Genomic DNA, 19439 nt, shown 5'->3' on the forward strand with positions numbered 1-19439 from the left:
TTGCTGTGTTTGGGGAGCTTGGTGACTCCATGTCGAGCCCGATCAATTTCATTCCTGGTTTTGAGGCCGCGCAAACGCCCAGCCCCAACAACCGGCTCTGGCAATATCTGCAGTCTCAGGACCCCAGCGTTTTTCAAGACATCGCCCGCAACTCGTCGCCGGAGGTGCTGGAGATCTTGGGCCACAACATTCGCAGCTTGGTGGGCAGTTTGCCGCCAGACCAATTTGGCGTTCAAATCATCACCAACCGCGAGAGCTTGGCAAAAATGCTCTCCGGGGCGATGATGGGTGGCTACTTTCTGCGGGTGATGGAGCAGCGTCTGGCCCTGGAGCAGTCTTTGGGTAACTCATCCGCCGCCGTCCCCTCTCCCCAACCTTCAACACCGGATCAACCTCCAACAGCGGAGGGGGGCAGTGCCCAATAGCTCCGGGCTCAGCCTTGCGGGCCCGCAGCCAAGTTCAATCCATCCTCTCTGTTGCCGCCGAGGACGTTTTAGGGCTGATGCTGGGTATGGGTTCACCAGACCAGGGATCTGAGTTCAGCCGCCCACCTCGGCGGGTTTTGATCTGCCCGGATAGCTTCAAAGGATCCCTGACAGCCAAGGCAGCAGCGGAGAGCATCTCCCGGGGCATCCGCCAGGTCTTGCCGAAGGCCAAGGTGGAGCTACTCCCCCTGGCCGATGGGGGCGAGGGCACGCTGGAGACCTTGTTGCCGGCGCTGGGGGGAGAGAAACGAGGGCTGTGGGTCACTGGCCCGCTGGGGGATCCCGTCTGGGCCGAGTACGGGGTGGCAGGCGAGCGGGCGCTGCTGGAAGTAGCCCAGGTGGCCGGCCTGACCTTGGTGCCCCCTGAGCAGCGGGATCCCACCCGCACCACCACCTATGGCCTGGGGGAGCTGTTGCGGGCCGTCTGCCGGGATCCCATCGCCGAGATTTGGATAGCGCTGGGCGGATCCGCCACCGTCGATGCGGGTGCGGGGATGGCGCAGGCCTTGGGCTATCGCCTCTTGGATGGGGCCGGGGATCCCATCGGCTGGGGGGGAGGGGAGCTGGCCCGCCTGGCGCGCATCGAGCCACCTAAACAGCGCATTTGGCAAGGCAAGCGCATCCGCGGCCTCTGCGATGTGCAGAACGCCCTCACTGGCCCGTTGGGGGCGGCTGCCGTCTTTGCCCCCCAGAAGGGCGCCACTCCCCAGCAAGTGCGGCAATTGGAGCAGGCACTGCAGCAGTGGGCCAGGGTGGTGGAGCGGGATCTGGGCCGGGCCGTGGAGGGGATCCCAGGGGCCGGCGCCGCCGGCGGGCTGGGGGCAGGATTGGTGGCTTTTTTGGGCGCCACCCTGGAGTCCGGGATCCAGCTCTTGGCCCAGCACTTGGCCCTGCCGGAGCGTCTCCGCCGCTGCGATCTGGTGGTAACTGGCGAGGGCCGCCTTGACGAACAGAGCAGCATGGGCAAGGTAGTGGGGGCGGTGCTGGAGCAGGCCATGGTGGCCCAGAAGCCCCTGCTGATTCTCTGTGGCCAGGCCACCCCGGCAGCCCGGGCCGACTTGGCCGCCCGACCCCTTCCCATTAGAGTTGCTGCCCTCTGTGACCGGATCCCGGATGTGGCCGAGGCGCAGCGCCAGGCCGGTTACCACCTGGAGCAGATGGCCGCTTGGGAGTTGAAAAAGTTTCTGGCCGGGGATCCGATCCCCACCTAGCAAATGGCTGGGAAACAGCTTATCCATCGATCTCCAGCTCCCCTCTCCCCTTGGGAGAGGGGCTGGGGGTGAGGGCCGCTAGGGGCGGGGATCGCTTGGGTCAGCGACAAAGTGTCTTAATCATCGTGTTTGGAACAACTATAATGACTTGAATGAGTTTTTTTAAAAATTATGGCCACTATTGAGTTTTCTCCCGGTATTCCAGAAGTGCCAACGCAGGTGCGGTTGCTGAAATCCAAAACCGGCAAGCGGGGATCCGCCATTTTTCGCTTTGAGGAGCTGAAGTCCGACACGCAAAGCATCCTTGGCATGCGGATGATCGACGAGGAAGGGGAGCTGACCACCCGCAACATCAAAGCCAAGTTCTTGAACGGGGAATTCAAGGCCTTGGAAGTGATCTACGACATGGAAACAGAAGCAGAATGGGAGCGCTTCCTGCGCTTCATGGAGCGCTTCTCGGCAGCCAACCAGATGGGCATGGCCTAGTGGGCTCAGCTTTTGGATTTTTTGCTCCCCTTGGTGGACTTGCTCTTGGCTTTGGGCTGTTGAGCGGTTCCCTGGGCCTGCTCAAGGGGGGGCTGTCCCAGGGGAGGTCGCCGCTTGTGCCAGTCGGTGCTCTGCTCATAGGCATAGGCCACCCGCAGCACCTTGCTCTCCTGCAAGACGTTGCCTATGATCTGCAGGCCAATGGGCAGACCGTTGGCAAAGCCACAGGGCAGGCTCAGCCCCGGCAGGCCCGCCAAATTGACCGGGATCGTCATCAGGTCGCACAGGTACATACTCAAGGGATCCTCCCGCTCCCCCGCCTTGAAGGCCGGCGTGGGGGTGGTGGGGCTGACCAGCACATCCACCTTCTCGAAGGCCCTGAGGAAATCCTGCTTGATCAGGGTGCGCACCTTCTGGGCTTTGAGGTAGTAGGCGTCGTAGTAGCCGGCAGAGAGGGCATAGGTGCCGATCATGATGCGCCGCTTCACCTCCGGCCCAAAGCCGCGGGCGCGCGTTTTGCCGTACATAGCCAAGAGCGAGTCGGCGGGTTCCCGCAGGCCGTACTTGACGCCGTCGTAGCGGGCCAGATTGGAAGAAGCTTCCGAAGGGGCAATGATGTAATAGGTGGCCAGGCCATAGCGAAAGCTAGGACAGTCGATCTCCAGGATCTCTGCCCCCAGCTCCTCTAGGTGTTGGATGGCCGCTTGCACGGCAGCGCGGGTCTCTTCCCCACACCCTTCTCCCAGCAGGTCGCGGATGACTCCAATCTTGAAGCCTTTGATCTCGGGGATCAAAGCCTGGCTGTAGTCCGGGATCTCCACCTTGAGGCTGGTGGAATCCAGGGGGTCATGGCCGGCAATCCCCTGCAGCAGCAGGGCCACGTCCTCCACCGTGCGCCCAAAGGGCCCCACTTGATCCAAAGAGGAGGCAAAAGCCACCAGCCCATAGCGGGAGACCAGCCCATAGGTGGGCTTGAGGCCGACCACGCCACAGAAGGCCGCCGGCTGGCGGATCGATCCCCCCGTATCCGATCCCAGGGCCACCACCGCCTGGTCTGCCGCCACCGCCGCCGCCGACCCGCCTGAGGATCCCCCCGGCACCCGCGTCAGGTCCCAGGGGTTGGCGGTGCGCTGAAAGGCCGAGTTTTCCGTAGAACTGCCCATGGCAAACTCGTCCAGGTTGGTCTTGCCCACCGTCACCATGCCGGCAGCCGCCAGCCGCGCCGTCACCGTCGACTCGTAGGGCGGGATGAACCCCTCCAGCATCCGGGAAGCGCAGGTGGTGCGGATCCCTTGGGTACAGAGGTTGTCTTTGACAGCTAACGGGATCCCGGCCAAAGGGCCAATCTCTTCCCCGGCCCGAATGCGGGCGTCCACCGCCTTGGCCTGTTGCAGAGCCAGTTCTTCGGTTACAGTAATAAAGCTTTTAAGCTGCGGCTCCAGTTGGGCCAGGCGCTCCAGGTACTCGCGGGCGATCTCTTCGGCAGAGCGCTCTTTGGTTACCAACTGCCTGTGGAGGGCACGGATGACAGACATAGGCAAACTCGTGGGGAAGGGCAAATGCCAGTGAAGCCAGACAAAGTTCCTCTAGATTAATCTAGGTGGGATCCCTTCCCAACCCTAACTCCCTAAAGATCTCGTGGATCCCCCTCTCTTGCTAGGAGAGGATCTAGGGATGATCACATCAGCAGCGCCGAGCGCCTGGGCTGTTGGCAGTCAACGCCGTTCCAAAAAATCGCGGCGCAGATCCCGAATCTCCTGCCGCATCTCCCGCATCTCTTGGGCCATCTCGTCAGTGCGCCGTTCCAAAGCCTCGGTGCGCCGTTCCAAAGCCTCGGTGCGCCGTTCCAAAGCCTCGGTGCGCCGTTCAATGGCTCGGGTGCGCTCGTCAAAGCGATCCAGCGCCTCCCGGAAAAACTGTGCCAGCATCGCCTGCCCTTCCCGCAGCTCTTGGATCAAAACCTGCTGGTTCTGCTGGGCAGCTTGCAACTCCTGGACGGCCCGAATCAGCCACTGCTCTTGCTCAGGTGTCATGGTTACCAAGGCGCTACAGAACAAGGAAATCCTACCACCCTAAATCTCCTCCTGGGAGAAGGATCCGGGGATGGTTACACTAGCAACGCAGAGCGCTTGGGCCCAAGTTACCGCCGTTCCAAAAAGTCGCGGCGCAGATCCCGAATCTCTTGCCGCATCTCCCGCATCTCTCGGGCCATCTCGTCAGTGCGCCGTTCCAGGGCTTCCGTGCGCCGTTCAATGGCTCGGGTGCGCTCGTCAAAGCGATCCAGTGCCTCGCGGAAAAACTGTGCCAGCATCGCCTGTCCCTCCCGCAGCTCTTGGATCAAAACCTGCTGGTTTTGCTGGACAAGACGCAGCTCCTGCTGGGCAGCTTGCAATTCTTTTTGGGAGGCTTGCAGCTCTCTTTGGGAGGCTTGCAACTCTTGGATGGCTTGAATCAGCCACTGTTCTTGCTCGGGCGTCATGGTTACTGAAACACTACAGAATAAGGAAATCCTACCACCCCTCTCCTGCTGGGAGAGGGGCCAGGGGTGAGGGCGATGGAGAGTAGGGAACTCGAATCCCTGACCTCTGCGGTGCGATCGCAGCGCTCTACCAACTGAGCTAACTCCCCGTAGCTCTACCAGGATAACCTGAATCGGCAGCCAAGATCTCCCCCACCTGCAACTCTAGCCCCACAAAAACCTGCGAAGGTACCCCCTCGGATCCCTTCAGCTCCAGCAGGTCGTACCAGCCCTCGTGCAACAGCAGCAGGCTCACCTTCTCTTCCAAAGGATCCACAATCCAATACTCGCCGATGCCCAAAACGCAGTATTCCGCCCGTTTGGCCCGGTAGTCCGCCGCCCGGCTGGATTCGCTCACCACCTCCACCACCAATAGCGGCGGCGGATCCTCCAAGCGAATCAAAGCCTCTCGGGATCCCATCTCCTGCCACTGCTCCAAAGGCAGCACCACCACATCCGGGATCCGCACCGTTTCCCAGCGGTTGCCCCGCGGCGACTGGATCCCCAGGCCGCCCTGGATTGTTGTCCAAGGCAACTGCCGTCTGGCGATCTCCGCCTCAAAAACCTGGCTGAGAAACTTTTGGATCTGGACATGCCGTCCGGTTGGAAGGGCCATGGGCACCAACTCCCCCGCCACCAACTCATAGCGGGTATCGCCGCCATCGGAATACTTGAGGTACTCTGCCAAACTCAGGCGAGCCGTTGTCGATCCAGAAGCAGAAACGGATCCGATCGTCAAAGCCACAGCCACCTCCAAAGGCTGCTCTGCTGCCATCCTAACCCCCCTCTCCCTCAGGGAGAGGGGCTGGGGGTGAGGGCCGGCGCGGAGCACTTGAGGCTGCTACCGCCGTTCCAAAAAATCGCGGCGCAGATCCCTCATCTCCGCTGCCATCTCATCAGTGCGGCGCTCTAGGGCTTCCGTGCGCCGTTCCAAGGCTTCTGTGCGCCGTTCCAGGGCTTCGGTGCGGCGTTCAATAGCGCGGGTGCGCTCGTCAAAGCGATCTAGCGCCTCGCGGAAAAACTGCGCCAGCATCGCCTGCCCCTCGCGCACTTCCTGAATCAGAACCTGTTGATTTTGCTGGCCCGCTTGCAGCTCTCGAATCAAAACCTCCTGGTTTTGCTGGACAAGGCGCAGCTCCTGCTGGGCAGCTTGCAGCTCTTTTTGGGCAGCCTGCAGCTCCTGGACAGCTCGGATTAACCACTCTTCTTGTTCTGGGGTCATCGTCAAAAAGTTCTACAGAGGATAAAAAAATCCTACTCCCCTCTCCCTCAGGGAGAGGGGCTGGGGGTGGTCGCGTTAGCGGCGCGGAGCGCTTGGGCTGGGAGAGGGGCTGGGGGTGAGGGCCGCCGGCGGCGCACAGCGCTTGAGGCTGCCGGAAAGAACCACCCAAAACAAAAACCCCTCTCCCCATGGGAGAGGGGCCAGGGGTGAGGGATCGGAGGTGAGGGCTCAGTACAGCGCTTCTTCTTGGTGGGTGATGATGGTGCAGTCGGAGGTAGGGTAAGCCACACAGGTCAGCACATAGCCCTGCTCGATCTGATCATCGTCCAGGAAGGACTGATCGCTTTGATCCACTGTGCCGCTCACCAGCTTGCCAGCACAGGTCGAGCAGGCTCCGGCGCGGCAGGAGTAGGGCAGGTCGATCCCTTGTTCCTCCGCCACGTCCAGAATGTACTCGTCGTCCGGCACATCGATGGTGACGTCCAGGCCCCGCTCTTCGTTGATCAACCGAACTTTGTAGACAGCCATCCTGCTTGGGTCTCCAGAAAAAACGTCTACTCCTCATCCTGCCACCCTTCTGCCCCGGATCAAGCATCCTTTTGTGAGGAAATAGGCAAATCTTCCGGTTTTTTGCAGGTGGATCCGGGAAAGCTTGCCGGGTAAGGGTTCTGGCTGCTCAAGAGGGCTGTTAGCCCGCAGCGTCTGCATGAAGGGTGAACCTCGGCTCCGATGGCAGAACTGCCGCAGATCCCACCGGTCATTCTTCCGCAATCCTCTCTGTTCAACTTGGACTTGGCAGGGATCCCTGTAGCTCCTGGGTTGCACCTGGAAAAAAAATGGCAAGACTTGCCAAGTTGGGCAGATCTGACGGTATGATTTACGGAGTAGCTAGAGCAAGCGCCGAACAGGCGTGTATGCGTCTCCCACCCGACCGTCGAGCCTGAGGCCTTGAGTTGCTTCAGGTCAGGTGATCGGGTAAGGTAAGGGAAGTGTTCAGCCGAACCCTACTTTTTTGGTTAAGAGGAGAAAAATGAACGGAACAATGCAGAGGTGGCTGCTGAAGTCACTTGGTTCTCTGACCTTGGCGTCTGCCGTGGTGCTCTTGCCCGTGATTCTAACGGGCTGCGGTGAAAGCAGTACTAGCCCAACTGTGCCGGTGCCTCCGCCACCGCCGCCCCCGCCTCCCCCAGCACCAACTCCTACGCCGACTCCCACGCCAACCCCGCCAGCAGGAACAGTTAGAGTTACGCCCGAAACCGACATTAACCGGATTATCGCCACTTCTGATCGCACCCAGCCTCTCACGATTGTCCTGGGGCCAGGCGTCTATCGCCAGAACATCGTGATCGACCGCAGCAACGTTACGGTGCGCGGTGCCACTGGCTTGGTGGGCGATGCTATTGTGGTGGGTGCAGAGAAGGACGCTCCTGTTCAGGTCACTAGCAATGCCAGTGGCGTTGTTCTGGAGAACTTCAGCATTCTCAACACCCGCTCCCTGGCACCGATTGAGTACGGCATTGACGCTGAGGGGGCCACAGAAGTTACTGTTACGGGCGTTGACATCGTTCTCTTCCCCACAGTAACCACTCCAGCTTCCCGTGGGGTAGCCATTAGCTTTGGCTCAGCTGCTGCTGGCGCCACCTCTAAGAACCTGACAGTAACCCGCTCCAACCTCTTTGTGGCTGGCGCAGCTGACTCAGCGGGTATTCGCATTGCCGGCGACAACGCAGGCATCAACCTGCGGGTGGAGGCCAACAACATCTTCTTGGGCTACGCCGCACCTCCCGCTCGCGTGCAAACTCAGTTGATTAACTTGGTGCCGCAGGATGTGGGTGAGGGCTCGGCGGCTATTTTCATTGAGCCTGCCGTTACAGGGCTGAGCTTGGTGGCCGTTGATGACAACATCATTGATCCCATAACCCCAACGGCTAACGTCTACGCCATTCGCGACGAGCGAGGCAGCGGCCTCAATGCCGTGGAGCGCCGTGACATCGTTGCTAGAGGCACGAGCTTGGCGTTTAACAGCAACACCAGCAACATTTACCTCTCCATTACCCGCGCCATTGCTGAGGCAGCAGGTCCTAACCAGACAGTAACGGCTGGTCCTGGATCCTTTGAGGATGAGGGCGAGATTGTTCTGCCTGCCGACAGGCCTGGCTTGACCTTGAACTCCGTTGATGGCACGAGCACAGTGCAGTCAGTCAAGATCCTGGCCGCTGATGCCACGTTGGGCGGAACGGAGGGCAACGGCTTCCGGATTACTGGCATTTCCCCAGATCCGGACGCTATTGGGCCGGCTGCACCTTACCAAGTAGCCATTGGCGAGTGTGACCTAGCCAACCTCACCACCCGCAACGTAAAAGTCTCCTTCAACGATTTCACGCGGCCTCCTACGCAGGTGGGTCCCTACGTCTCTGTGCAAGTCTGCGACTTCTCGCAGGCGGAGGTTTACGGAAACCTGCTGCGCGGCTTCACCGTTGCTGGCGTACATGTGGTGTCGGCTGAGCCAAACGCGGTAACCATTCGCGAGAACCTCTTTGAGCCTGCGATTGACAGCCCGGTCTTCATTGCTGCTATTGTGGATCGCCAGACTCTGGAACCGGGAACGCTGGCTCCTTTCGCCACGGCTTCGGTGAGGGGCAACATCTTCCGCCTGCCGCCCCAAGGCACTTTGGCCGTCTACGCTCGTCCTGAGCTTAACCTCACGCCAACCTCGGCGGAGGCGCTGGGCGGAGAAGGCACCATTCTCAAGGCTTTCTTCAACAACACCATCACGCCCACGCCCATTCCTGGCTTTGCCGTGTGCGGTCGCCAAGAAAGCTTGGCGGGAGCCCCGGGCAACCTTCTGAACTTCTTGGATGTCACGCCAAGAGATAGCACGCCAAGAGTCACTCCTTTCACCTCTACTGTCTTTGGCAGGGTGTCGGATGCCCTCTGCTCGGCAGTGGGCTTCGGCCCAGGGGCCGGTCTGCAGTTCCAGCCTGGAGGCGCGCCACCGGCAACGCCTACTCCCACGCCTACGCCCACGCCTCAGCCTGCCGGTGTGAGGATCACTATCCCAGGCCTGCCTGCCAACGCGGTGGTGACGGTGACGGGGCCAGGCGGTAATCCGGTCATCGCCAGGTCCACCTCGGTGGCTGAAGACTTGGCTATCTTCCAAGAACAATCCATCACCATCCCCTTTGGTGGCCAGATTCGGGTAACTCCCGCCATTCCTTCACCTAGGCCGATTACGGTTGGCGGTACTGCCATCAACACCTTTGACAACGAAACTAACCCTGGCAGCACCACCTACTTCAACTTCGGGCCTGCCATTACCGTGACCGCGAACTAGCTCTTGTCTAGTCTGGCAACGGCGGCCTGCTGCTATTGGGCTGACGGAGTTGCTTGGTGGTGGCAGGTCGCTTTTTCCATCTCGCTTGGCTTGCGCATCTCTTCGTTCGATTGGTTTCCCTGTTGTACTTTTTGGCTTCTGCATGGGTATACTACTAGCAGCTAGGCCTTTGTGGGTTTCCCTGTAGTGAGTTGAGCTGCGCTTGCCAAGGCTTCAACCAGTTGTAGAGCCTTTCTTCTTGGAGATTGATGATGTCTAACCGTAACCTCAAGCACAGCTTGCGTTCCACGCTGGCCTCCTTGGCGCTGGCTTCTTCTCTAACCGGGGTGGTAGCGGCCTGCTCTGCCGACACGCCTACCGTTACGCAGGTTCCTTCCACCATCTCGGCTCAAGTTCCCGAAACCGCTGCTCCCGTTGCCGAGGGCCTCTCCTTCTACTACGACGGGGTGAAAACCTCGGTTAGCAGCAAGGATGCGGCAGTGCTTTTTGCCGCCTGCAGCCTCAACACCGGCGACGCTGCCAAGATCGTCAGCTTCGTCAACAACACGCTTAAAGCAGGGCCGATTACGCCCAGCGATGTCACCGGGCTAGGTGACCCGCTGCAGCCCGCTATCTCCGACTTCAACGGCAACGGAGTTGTCAACTGCGAGGATGCCGCCATTTTGTTTGCCGTGTCCACTGTGGGTGTGGACGCGACCAAGGTCAACAACTTTGTGTCCAGCACTCTGAAGATTTCGGGGGTAAGCGTTACTCAAACTCAGTTGGATACCTTCTTCAAGACTCCAGCAACACCGACCCCGACGCCCACGCCCACGCCCACGCCGACGAGCAATGCACTCAAGGTCACCCCTGACGATTTGAAGCTGCCGAGCGGCTCCAGCCAAAGCGTGACGGTGTCGTTGCCCAGTGCGCCACCAGGGAATGTGACGGTAACGGTGACGCCTTCTAGCGGCATTACAGCTACCCCAACGACCCTGCCTTTTACTCCCACTGTTTTCAGCGGCACGGTGACGGTGAGCAGCACGGCGACCCCAGGCACGACTGGCACCGTCAAGTTCTCTGCTCCGGGCTATGCGGATGGAGTGGTCAATGTTACGGTTGACCAATCGACCAACCTTGTGGTGGATCCTGCCAGCCTGGAAATTCCTGCCAATGGGGCAAAGTCGTTTACGGTCAAGCTGGCCAACGCCCCGACAGCGCCGGTGACGGTAACGGTGACGACTTCTACGCCTGACCTGACCGCCACTCCGGCTTCCCTGACCTTTACGTCGACCAACTTCAACTTCGACCGGACGGTTTTGGTGAGGGCTGAACTGGGGGCCGCTCCAGGAGCGCAATCGGTTCTCTTGGATGCGGGGCCGTTGGGTCAGTTCAAGCTGCCGGTAACCATTACCCCCTTCTCGAGGACGACTTTCTTCGTCGATCCTACGCCTGGGGGGGCTGGGAACGACGACTTCCCGGGCACAGCGGCCCAGCCTTGGAGGACTGTTTGGAAGGTTTTGGACAGTGGCCAAAGTATAGCTTCGCGAGTGGCGGAGGTGGCCGGCGCGGGCAATAACGTGGTGGTTACTATTTTGGGTGGAGCCAATACTGACAATGTTCCTACTTCTACTAACATTAGCACACCGACTTTGTTGGCCGGCTCGGTAACGGTGCTGCAAGCTCCATTCCCGAAGACGTTTACGTTGAATATGGGGGGTAATAAACTGACCCTGAACAAGGGCTACAAGCTGCAGGATATCAACATTACCTCCACCGTCAGTGCTGGTTCAGGAGAGACAGCAGTACTAATCACGCATCCAACGGCTGGGCTAGCCAGTGTGGATGTCAAGTGTAGTGTGACGGCAAACAACACTGCTGTTAAATGCGTGCAGGTTCAGGGAGCTGGCTCCCATATCCTTAGGGATGTGAGGGTTGATGTGGCGGATGCTATTGGGACGTCTGGTACACCTAGCATTGGCATTCTGAATGATCCCAATGTCAACCTCAGCATTATCGGTGGCAGAGTTCGGCCTATCGCCGCTGGTTCCGGTGTCACCCGAGGAGCTGTCACTTTGATCGATTCCCAGGGGGTTCTGACTGTTACGGGCTTGACGGTGGATATGACTAACGAGGGGCACTCGCAAGACAGTACAGGTATCCTTCTCAATGCTCCCGGATCCTCGGTTACCGGCTCCACCATCAAGGTGAGTTATAGCGCGAATGCCAGAGGTATCAAAGTCCTAGATGGGGCGAGAAAATCCACTGTTGAAGGTAACACCTTTACTGCCTCCGGTAAGGGAATTGGAGTTGACGGTGACAATAACCTCTTCTCTAGTGCTCTTCGCAATAACAACTTTGAGGGATCCTTTACAAGAGAAGTTCAATAACAACTTTTTGGGAACCTTTACAGCAAAAGTTCTTCCGTAACTGGCGCTGGAAGCTGTTTCCCCCCCTGCCCCCCAGGGGGGCTTTTTTGTAGGCCCCGGTGCTCTGCATTCCCTTGCCCCTTTCCGGGAAGTCGGGCTGCAACGGCGGGAGAGGAATTGTGGTAGGCTAGCACCAGCTTGCAGGAAAAGGTGAGTATGGCCAAAAGGATTGTCTGGCTGTTGGGGGTAGGACTGGCGCTGGCAGCCTGTTCCGGCAGGGCGCGGGGCCCTTCTCTATGTGTCAATGCCCGCCAGGTAACGGCGGAGGAGGTATTGGCGGCCAAGGGCAAGAATCTCTCCGGCTGCCAGTTGATTGGGGTGGTGCTCGCTAACGCCAAGCTGGCCGGCGCTGATCTGGGCGAGGCGCTGGTGCAGGGGGGAGTCTTCCTGCAGGCGGATCTGTCGGGGGCCAATTTGGCGGGGGCCTATGTGGAAAACACCGCTTTCAACGGGGCCAAGTTGCGGCGGGCCAACTTGCAGAAAGCCAGGTTTCCCGACTCCAGCCTGGCTGAGGCCGACTTGACAGGGGCCAATTTGCAGGAGGCGGATCTGCGGCGGGCCAACCTCAGGGGGGCAATTCTCAAAGGGGCCAAGCTGGAGGGGGCGCTGACGGACGGGGAGACCATCTGCCCCGATGGGGAGCGCGGCCCCTGCCGCTGGTAGGCCAGGGATCCGGCTAGAATGGGATCCTAAGCCGGTGTAGGGAACCCCATGTCGGAGCGGTTGGAGCGGGTGGAGGCCATCTTGGAAGTCCTGGCCCAGCAGACCCTGGCCACTGCCCAGGCCACTGCCCGGAATACAGAAGCCATCGAGCGTCTTTTTGCAGCCACCGCCCAGAACACAGAGGCCATTGGGCAAGTTTTTGCAGCCATTGGTCAGAACGCAGAGGCCATTGGGCGTGTTTCCACAGTTACTGTCCAGAACACAGAGGCCATCGAGCGTCTTTTTGCAGCCACCGCCCAGAACACAGAGGCCATTGGGCAAGCCTTTGCAGCCATTGGTCAGAACGCAGAGGCCATTGGGCGTGTTTCCACAGTTACTGTCCAGAACACAGAGGCCATCGAGCGTCTTTTTGCAGCCACCGCCCAAAACACAGAGGCCATTGGGCAAGTTTTCGCAGCCATTGCCCAAACTAGGGAGTCCATCGCTGAGCTGCGGGCCAGCATTGCCGAGCTGCGCCAGGTGGTTGAGCAGCAAAACCGCGCCATTACCTACCTTATGAGCCAAGACTAGGCCCAGAGCCGTGGATCCCCTTCCTTCTCGGCCAGGGTTGGGGAATAATACCCGTTAGTTCCCCTGAGCTGGCCGGCGCCGAACCAAGACTGCAACCGCTACCCCAATTCTTGCTGATCCTTCGCTGGAGATTTGAGAATGTCTGACCGCAACTTCCCAACCAATTGGCGTGTTTCCCTTGTTTCCTCAGTGTTGGCCGCCGCTCTGGCCGGGCTAGTGGTGGCCTGTGGCTCTTCCTCAAGGGATCCTCTCACGGTTGCCACGCCCACGCCCACTCCGACCCCCACACCAACACCTGTGCCCACTCCAACCCCTACACCAACTCCAACACCCACCCCCACGCCCACTCCGACCCCCACACCCACGGCAACGCCCACTCCGACACCCACCCCCACGCCCACTCCGACGCCTACGCCCACGCCGACACCTACTCCCACGCCCACTCCAACTCCAACACCCACGCCGACACCTACTCCCACGCCCACTCCAACTCCAACACCTACTCCCACGCCCACTCCTGCTGGCCCGCGGATTACGATCCCGGGCTTGCCGGCAGGGGCCACGGTAACCATTCGACAAGCAGATGGCACAGTAATTGCCACCTCCACCTCGGTGTCTGGGGACGTGGTTATCTTCCCCACTTCCTTTACCATCCCCTTTGGCGGCCAGATCCGGGTGACTCCCGCCATTCCTTCACCTGGGCCGATTACGGTCGGCGGTACTACCCTCAGCACCTTTGACAACACCACCAACCCTGGCAGCACCACCTACTACAACTTTGGGCCGGCCATCTCAGTGAACTAGCTTGGGGCTGGCCCTAGAAGGGCAATCGGTTTCCATTCAGGAGCATGCCTCTAACCCCAAAACCCTGAACTTTGCTGAATTTACTGAGCTTTAGGCGGTTTGGCAAAAGTCATTGAGAGGGATATAGTAGACCAAGTTTCCCCCTGATCCTTGAGTCCACCGCAACGGTTGCCGGGAAGTGAAGGGGGAAAGCGCTCGGGGGGTATTCCTCAGGGCTTTGCGGGATACCGCCTTCCTGTTTGGACTCCGTCCCGCTGACGCGAACAGAGATAGGCAGGATGCGATCGCTTCTTTCCTGAACCATGTTCAGGAGAGTTCAGCGTGAATGTATCAGGTGCTAGATGGCAACCGGTTGTCTTCTTCTTCAGCTTTGGGAAAGGCACCGTCGCTGTGCATTTTTGAGCGCCCTTTGGGTATCCTTGAGAATAGACTCAAGGTTTGCCTTTGAGTTTCCCTGGGGTGAGCTGGGCAGCTCTTGCTAAAGACGTTGACCCTAGCAAGTTTTTGAAGGAGATCTGCCATGGCTTCCCACAACTCAAAATCCCGCTTTCGTCACCCGATAGCTCCCTTGGTTTTGGCTTCCTCCCTCGTAGGAGGAGTGGCTGCTTGTTCCCTTACTTCGGATCCTCCGGCTGTTACTCAGGTTCCCCCGACAATTTCAGCTCAGGCGCCAGAAACAGCAGTGCAGGGCTCTGAGAGCATTGCTTTCTACTACGACGGGGTAAAGACCTCAGTCACCATCAAGGATGCGGCAGTCCTTTTTGCCGCCTGCACCCTCAACACCAACGACTCCGGGAAGATTGTTAACTTTGTCAATAACACGCTCAAGGTGGGGCCGATTACGGCTGCCGACGTGACGGGGTTGGGTGATCCGCTCAAGCCCTCTGTTTCCGACTTTACTGCCGACGGGGTGGTGGACTGCAAGGATGCGGCGGTTTTGTTTGCGGCAATTTCAACAGGTCTTCCGCCGACGGCCAGTAAGATCAATTCCTTCCTTGCCACCACCCTGAAGCTCAGCGGTGTCAGCGTCACGCAGCCGAACTTAGATACCTTCTTCAGCGGGCCCACTCCCACGCCGACTCCGACACCCACGCCGACCCCGACGCCGACTCCGACTCCGACACCAACGCCGACACCCACCCCCACGCCGACACCCACCCCCACGCCGACCCCGACACCGACACCCACGCCAACGCCGACACCTGCTCAGTTCTATGTGCATCCAACCAGAGGCGATGATAATAACCTAGGTACCTCACGTCTCGAGCCGTTCAAAACTGTGGAGCGCGCGCTGGAATCCACTGAAGTTCAGACCGCAGCCAGTCTTGGCGGCGGGACAAATGTGATTGTAAGGATCATTGCCGACGGAACGGAGGAGGTTAGTAGCACCAACATCGAGAGTCTGACTTTGACAGCTGGATCCGTCACGGTGCTTCCTGACAGCGACGTTAATTTCACACTCAAGCTGATGAACGGTAAGCTTTTAACTCTCAACAAAGGCTACAGGCTTCAAGGGTTCAAGATTGAGAGCGGGGATCCCGGTGGTACTAATACAAGAGCCGCCGCCATCACGCTCGCTGCTGCGGGAACGCCCCTGAAAGACATGCTCATTGATTGTACAGGTCTTGGCACTGCTGGTACTGCTACTGCTGGCGTAGGGTCTGGCGACAGATGTATCGAAGTAACTGCTTCTTCTGCCACCGTCACCCTCGACAATGTGGATGTTTTGATTAAAGGCGACAAAGACTACACTGCTGGGATCCGCCACGTGGGGACTAGCACAATCCTCAGAGTAATCAATGGCAGCTCGGTTGTGGCTACTGGGCAAGGGTCGTCGGGGAACCAGGGTGTCGTGGGCATTTTGGAGAATTCAGATCTCGGATCTGTAGAGATTGAAGGCCCGAACACAGAGGTCAACTTGAGCGCGATCCGACCTGTTGCAAGTGGTGCTCGCAACGTTGCTATCCTCCTAAGAGGTAATTCATTCCGTACAAGAAAAGTGATAAACTCCGAGATTAAGGTAAACGAGGCAAATCCAGGTCAAATTGGCGTTTGCGTTGGTAGTACTATTAACGTAACAGTGCAAGGCAGCACCTTTACCAATTCTTCTCCGGGAAGAAACAGCATCGCTATCTGTCAACGAACAACTGGAAGTGTGAGTCCTGATCCCCTTTCTTCGGGCAACAGGTTCAACAACTTCTCCACGTCCCCGGATAAAAGGTTTGTAACTTTCCCCGACTGCTCTTGCCCCTCCTCCTCCTAACCTTTTCCAGCCCTTTCTCTGGCAGGCCCCTGGCGGGGCCTTTTTTTGTTGCAGCTCCACAACGGGTCGGGCTATCCCTGGGCATTTTGCCAAGGACGAGTTGGGGTAGCGGAGGGCCACCACGCCAAGTCTGGAAGGCTATCAGGGAAGAGGATGGATCTCGCCCCCAATTGGGCCAAAAACCGCATCGTTCCCCAGGAAAAGCCCCTCTCCTGGTCGGATGCGTCCCTCTGGCGGCAGGGCATAGGGATCCGCAGCAGACAGGTTGACGCCCGTGAACCCCAAGTCTTGCATGGCTGCAGCCGTAATACGACTAAGAGCAGGGCGTGCAGGTGGCGGTGGCAGCACCGGCGTCATCAGCTCCAACCCTAGGGTTCGCCGCCAGTGACTTTCGGGAGGTGGCTCAACCTCCACCGGCACATTCCCAGATCCGCCCAGGCTGTTGTACTCAGCCGTGGCCTGCCGGCCGGCAAAGCGCGGGTTGGTGGTGCCGCTGTTGAGGAGAAGAGGACGCCAGTTGGGGACGGTGCCAAACCCCAGAGCATGGCCCAGCTCGTGCAGGACAACGTCAAAGAGGGATCTCTGCTCCTCTAGCCGATTCAAATCCGCTGGGTCGATCCCCATCCTGGCATAGGGGATGATGTCGATCCCAGGCCGAAGAGGGCCGCAGGGGCCTGCCTGAGCCAGAACTCTACTCGGGCCATCGCTATCGGGGCCGGAGAGAAGCCGAGCGCCAGTTACCTGAACCAAGAGGTCATCCACAGGCCGGTTGACCAGAGGAGTCGGGGGGAAGCCAGCTCCGCAGAAGCCAGCCTGCAGAGTTAGGGTGACGTCGGGCAAGTCGCCGGTGATGATCTGTTCCCACCGCCGGGCTGCCCGAAGCACAACCTCTCGCTGGGAGGGGCTGAGGCTGTTGTCGATAAACTCAATCTCGATGTTAAACCCACCAGGAGACGGAGATGGCGAGGGGGTTGGCGTTGGTGGAGGAGGTGAGGGCGTTGGCGTTGGTGGAACTGGCAAGGGGGTTGGTGTCGATGGATCTTCCGGTGGGGGGGGTGGTGTCGGCGAAGGGGAGGCCGTTGGAGGACTTGTGGGGGGAACAAATCCTGGCCCTGGCAGTCTGGCTGCCTGTTCAGGCGTCAGGTTGAGGGGAGGTTGCAGCCGCAAAACGGTGTTGACGAAGGTGTTGATGCGGTTGGCGTCGCGGGTCTGCAAAGTGGCAATGGCAAACAAAATAGCCGCATCCCGAATGGTGCCTGGCGTGCCGTCTCCATCAAAGTCAGAAATGGCCACAGGGTTGGGGTTGGCGGTGGTCACCTCGGCCAAAGTGAGGGGGGGCTGTAGCCTCAAGACGTTGTTGACAAAGCTAACAATCTGGCTGGGCTGGGTGATCCCGCTGGCAATGGCAAAGGCAATGGCGGCATCGCGGATGGTTACCGATTGCGGGTTGCCGTCGTAGTAGGCAGCAACGCCTCCTTCTGGGGCGGGCGATGAAGTCTCTGGGCGACTGAGGAGGCTGGGCCCGCTAGCTAGCCCACAAGCAGCCAGAATTCCAAGGAGAAAAGTTGCCATTAACCAAAACAGCCGCTTGCGGGGGCTCATCGAAGGATCCCTCTTCCGCCTTCCTGGCTAGTTACAAAACACCCCACCACTATACCATCCTCAGGCTTTTCTGGATTTGCCTCAGTCTTTTGCTTGCTGTGCAGTACGATAGGGTACGTGCTAAGAGTGTTGGGATACCTAAAAGCAGGGAGATCACCATGGCAAAGACCGCTGTGTCTAACCCCGTCCAGGCGCAGTTTGACGAGTTTCCCTACCCAAATGTGCCAATTGAGCAGACGGTTACCGACAACTTTGCTTTGTTTGCCAACAGCATCACGACGGCCAGGTACCTAAGGGATCGCAAGGTGGTATCCCCGGAAGGCAAGGTGATCCTCAATGCCGGCTGCGGCTCCGGTTGGGAAACCTTAGTTGTGGCAACAGCCAACCCCGGCGCCCGCTATGTGGGAGTAGATATTTCCCCAGAGTCTATCAAGACAGCGGAGCAGCGTTTCAAGTTCCACAAGATCGAGAACGCCCGCTTTTACGTTATGGACATTACCGACATGAGCGCGCTGGGGGAGGAGTTTGATTTTATTGCCTGCAACGACGTTCTCTACCTCCTGGACGACCCAGTTGCCGGTTTGAAAGGCATGCGGCAGGTGCTCAAGCCCGATGGGATCATCCGCACCAATGTTCACAGCCTTTACCAGCGTCAGTTTATCTTCAACATGCAGGAGGCCATGGAGCTGCTGGGGGTGATGGATGAGCCGGCAGCTAAAGCGGTGCCCCTGCTGCGGGAGGTGATGGAAGCGCTCACCGACGCCAGCTTTGTCAAAAGCCACTGGCAAGGAGATGCCATCAAAACCACAGCGGGTATCCTGGCCAATTTCCTGCTGCGCAGCGACAAGGGCTTTACGGTGCCCCAAGTGTTTGAGATGTTGAGGCAGGCCGGTCTTGAGTTTATCAGCATGGTGAATTGGCAGCAGTGGAAGCTGGAGAGGGTCTTGACTAAGCCAGTGCCCTACTCGATGCGGCAACTCAATAAGTTAAGCGAGGAGCAAAAACTTCACTTCATCGAGCTGATTTTCCCCAACATGACCCGCTTGATTGATTTTTGGTGCGGGCACCCCGGCATTCCCAAGCCCGAGCCGTTTACAAACGACGAATGGTGGAACGGCACCGTACAAGCCCACCCCCTTTTGGTGAGGTTGGATGCCAAGCAGGCTTTTCTCAACGCCATTCGCGACAACGGCCCTGTCAACATCAACGGCTGGCCGGGAGCTGAGGGGAACATTACCATCGATCCTTTCTCGGTGCGCTGGCTGGTGGATGTCTTCGGCCCTTTGCCGGTGCCGGTGCAATCGCTGGTTCACAAAACCATGGAGATCATGGACTGGACCCAGGAAGAAGCGTTTAGTCAAGTGTTGGCCAACCTGAAGTTTTTGGAAGAACGCCTGGTCATTCTGCTGGATTCCCCACTTCGCTAGGCAAGTGCAAAGCCAGGACTTACGAAAGCCCCCCTGATTCATACATGGGGGCCTTTTTGGTTGACATACCCCCCGCCCTAAAGGACGGGGATTCTTTCTCAGCCAGCAGAATTGCTGATACATTTACGCTGAACACTGCTGAACATCACTGTTCAACTATGCAGCGATAGCATTCTGTTTGTTTCCATTCGCGTTAGCGGGACGGAGTCCAAACAGAATGGCGGTATCCCGCAAAGCTTTGAGTAGAATACCCAAAGCGCAGTTTCCGTGTCGTCTTACTACCAATTTTCTGCTTTGCTTTGGCTACCATGTTGGCAGACTCGAAAGTAAACAGAAAGATCAACTGGTAGTAATCCGTACTGAGCATATTATACATTATTTTCAGTATAGTTGAGCTTATTATTGACTAGAGTCATGCTCTCTTCCCCCTCTTCTTCCGGCAGCGT

General features: G+C 58.7%; 18 protein-coding genes and 1 tRNA gene. 11 read left to right on the forward strand and 8 right to left on the reverse strand.

The features are described from left to right. Positions 1-29 precede the first annotated feature (29 nt). The 3 genes from CYA_RS06690 (at position 30) to psb28 (ending at position 2182) form a co-directional block, all read left to right on the forward strand. Positions 30-425: a DUF760 domain-containing protein gene (locus CYA_RS06690; RefSeq protein ID WP_011430263.1), complete on the forward strand. Its 396-nt coding sequence runs from the start codon at positions 30-32 to the stop codon at positions 423-425. Between the two features lie 86 nt (positions 426-511). Beyond that, entirely contained in the window at positions 512-1696 is a 1185-nt protein-coding gene (locus tag CYA_RS06695) for a glycerate kinase family protein (protein WP_228375490.1), read from the forward strand. A gap of 171 nt (positions 1697-1867) precedes the next feature. Next, positions 1868-2182, forward strand: a complete 315-nt coding sequence (gene psb28, locus CYA_RS06700; RefSeq protein WP_011430265.1) for a photosystem II reaction center protein Psb28 — start codon at positions 1868-1870, stop codon at positions 2180-2182. 5 nt (positions 2183-2187) lie between these two features. Here the strand turns inward: psb28 and gatA are convergent, their stop codons facing one another. From gatA to CYA_RS06730, 7 genes are all read right to left on the reverse strand, one after another. Then, positions 2188-3717, reverse strand: coding sequence for an Asp-tRNA(Asn)/Glu-tRNA(Gln) amidotransferase subunit GatA (gene gatA / locus CYA_RS06705; protein ID WP_011430266.1), 1530 nt, complete (start codon positions 3715-3717; stop codon positions 2188-2190). A gap of 180 nt (positions 3718-3897) precedes the next feature. Next, positions 3898-4215: a hypothetical protein gene (locus CYA_RS06710; protein ID WP_011430267.1), complete on the reverse strand. Its 318-nt coding sequence runs from the start codon at positions 4213-4215 to the stop codon at positions 3898-3900. 107 nt (positions 4216-4322) lie between these two features. Further along, positions 4323-4661, reverse strand: coding sequence for a hypothetical protein (locus CYA_RS06715; protein WP_011430268.1), 339 nt, complete (start codon positions 4659-4661; stop codon positions 4323-4325). Positions 4662-4737: 76 nt separating this feature from the next. After that, positions 4738-4810: transfer RNA gene (locus tag CYA_RS06720), tRNA-Ala, on the reverse strand. Next, positions 4801-5475 carry a Uma2 family endonuclease gene (locus CYA_RS13760; protein WP_011430269.1) on the reverse strand — a complete coding sequence of 225 codons (675 nt, stop codon included), beginning with the start codon at positions 5473-5475 and terminating at the stop codon, positions 4801-4803. Before CYA_RS13760 ends, CYA_RS06720 begins: the two co-directional genes overlap by 10 nt. A gap of 66 nt (positions 5476-5541) precedes the next feature. Continuing rightward, on the reverse strand, positions 5542-5922 hold the full coding sequence (locus tag CYA_RS06725; RefSeq protein WP_011430270.1) for a hypothetical protein: 381 nt from the start codon (positions 5920-5922) through the stop codon (positions 5542-5544). Positions 5923-6150: 228 nt separating this feature from the next. Continuing rightward, positions 6151-6450 carry a ferredoxin gene (locus CYA_RS06730; RefSeq protein WP_011430272.1) on the reverse strand — a complete coding sequence of 100 codons (300 nt, stop codon included), beginning with the start codon at positions 6448-6450 and terminating at the stop codon, positions 6151-6153. A 201-nt stretch (positions 6451-6651) separates the two neighbouring features. On the opposite strand from CYA_RS06730, the gene CYA_RS15050 reads away from it, so the two are divergent. From CYA_RS15050 to CYA_RS14425, 7 genes are all read left to right on the forward strand, one after another. Then, complete coding sequence (locus CYA_RS15050) at positions 6652-6798, forward strand: hypothetical protein (RefSeq protein WP_011430273.1); 147 nt, start codon at positions 6652-6654, stop codon at positions 6796-6798. Between the two features lie 154 nt (positions 6799-6952). Beyond that, positions 6953-9256, forward strand: a complete 2304-nt coding sequence (locus CYA_RS15055) for a hypothetical protein (RefSeq protein ID WP_187147170.1) — start codon at positions 6953-6955, stop codon at positions 9254-9256. A 248-nt stretch (positions 9257-9504) separates the two neighbouring features. Continuing rightward, on the forward strand, positions 9505-11625 hold the full coding sequence (locus CYA_RS13765) for a hypothetical protein (RefSeq protein WP_049749749.1): 2121 nt from the start codon (positions 9505-9507) through the stop codon (positions 11623-11625). A gap of 195 nt (positions 11626-11820) precedes the next feature. Continuing rightward, on the forward strand, positions 11821-12327 hold the full coding sequence (locus tag CYA_RS06745) for a pentapeptide repeat-containing protein (RefSeq protein ID WP_011430277.1): 507 nt from the start codon (positions 11821-11823) through the stop codon (positions 12325-12327). Between the two features lie 48 nt (positions 12328-12375). Continuing rightward, on the forward strand, positions 12376-12897 hold the full coding sequence (locus tag CYA_RS06750; RefSeq protein WP_049749750.1) for a hypothetical protein: 522 nt from the start codon (positions 12376-12378) through the stop codon (positions 12895-12897). Positions 12898-13035: 138 nt separating this feature from the next. Further along, positions 13036-13701, forward strand: a complete 666-nt coding sequence (locus tag CYA_RS14720; protein WP_011430279.1) for a hypothetical protein — start codon at positions 13036-13038, stop codon at positions 13699-13701. 520 nt (positions 13702-14221) lie between these two features. Then, the gene (locus CYA_RS14425; protein WP_011430281.1) at positions 14222-15964 is read left to right on the forward strand and encodes a hypothetical protein; all 1743 of its coding nucleotides are present in this window, start codon (positions 14222-14224) and stop codon (positions 15962-15964) included. 141 nt (positions 15965-16105) lie between these two features. Here CYA_RS14425 and CYA_RS06775 read toward each other — a convergent pair whose 3' ends face one another. Further along, entirely contained in the window at positions 16106-17566 is a 1461-nt protein-coding gene (locus tag CYA_RS06775) for a peptidase M8 (RefSeq protein ID WP_011430282.1), read from the reverse strand. 158 nt (positions 17567-17724) lie between these two features. On the opposite strand from CYA_RS06775, the gene CYA_RS06780 reads away from it, so the two are divergent. Next, positions 17725-18993, forward strand: coding sequence for a class I SAM-dependent methyltransferase (locus CYA_RS06780; protein WP_011430283.1), 1269 nt, complete (start codon positions 17725-17727; stop codon positions 18991-18993). Positions 18994-19439 lie beyond the last annotated feature (446 nt).

The organism is Synechococcus sp. JA-3-3Ab, from assembly GCF_000013205.1.
GTDB lineage: Bacteria > Cyanobacteriota > Cyanobacteriia > Thermostichales > Thermostichaceae > Thermostichus.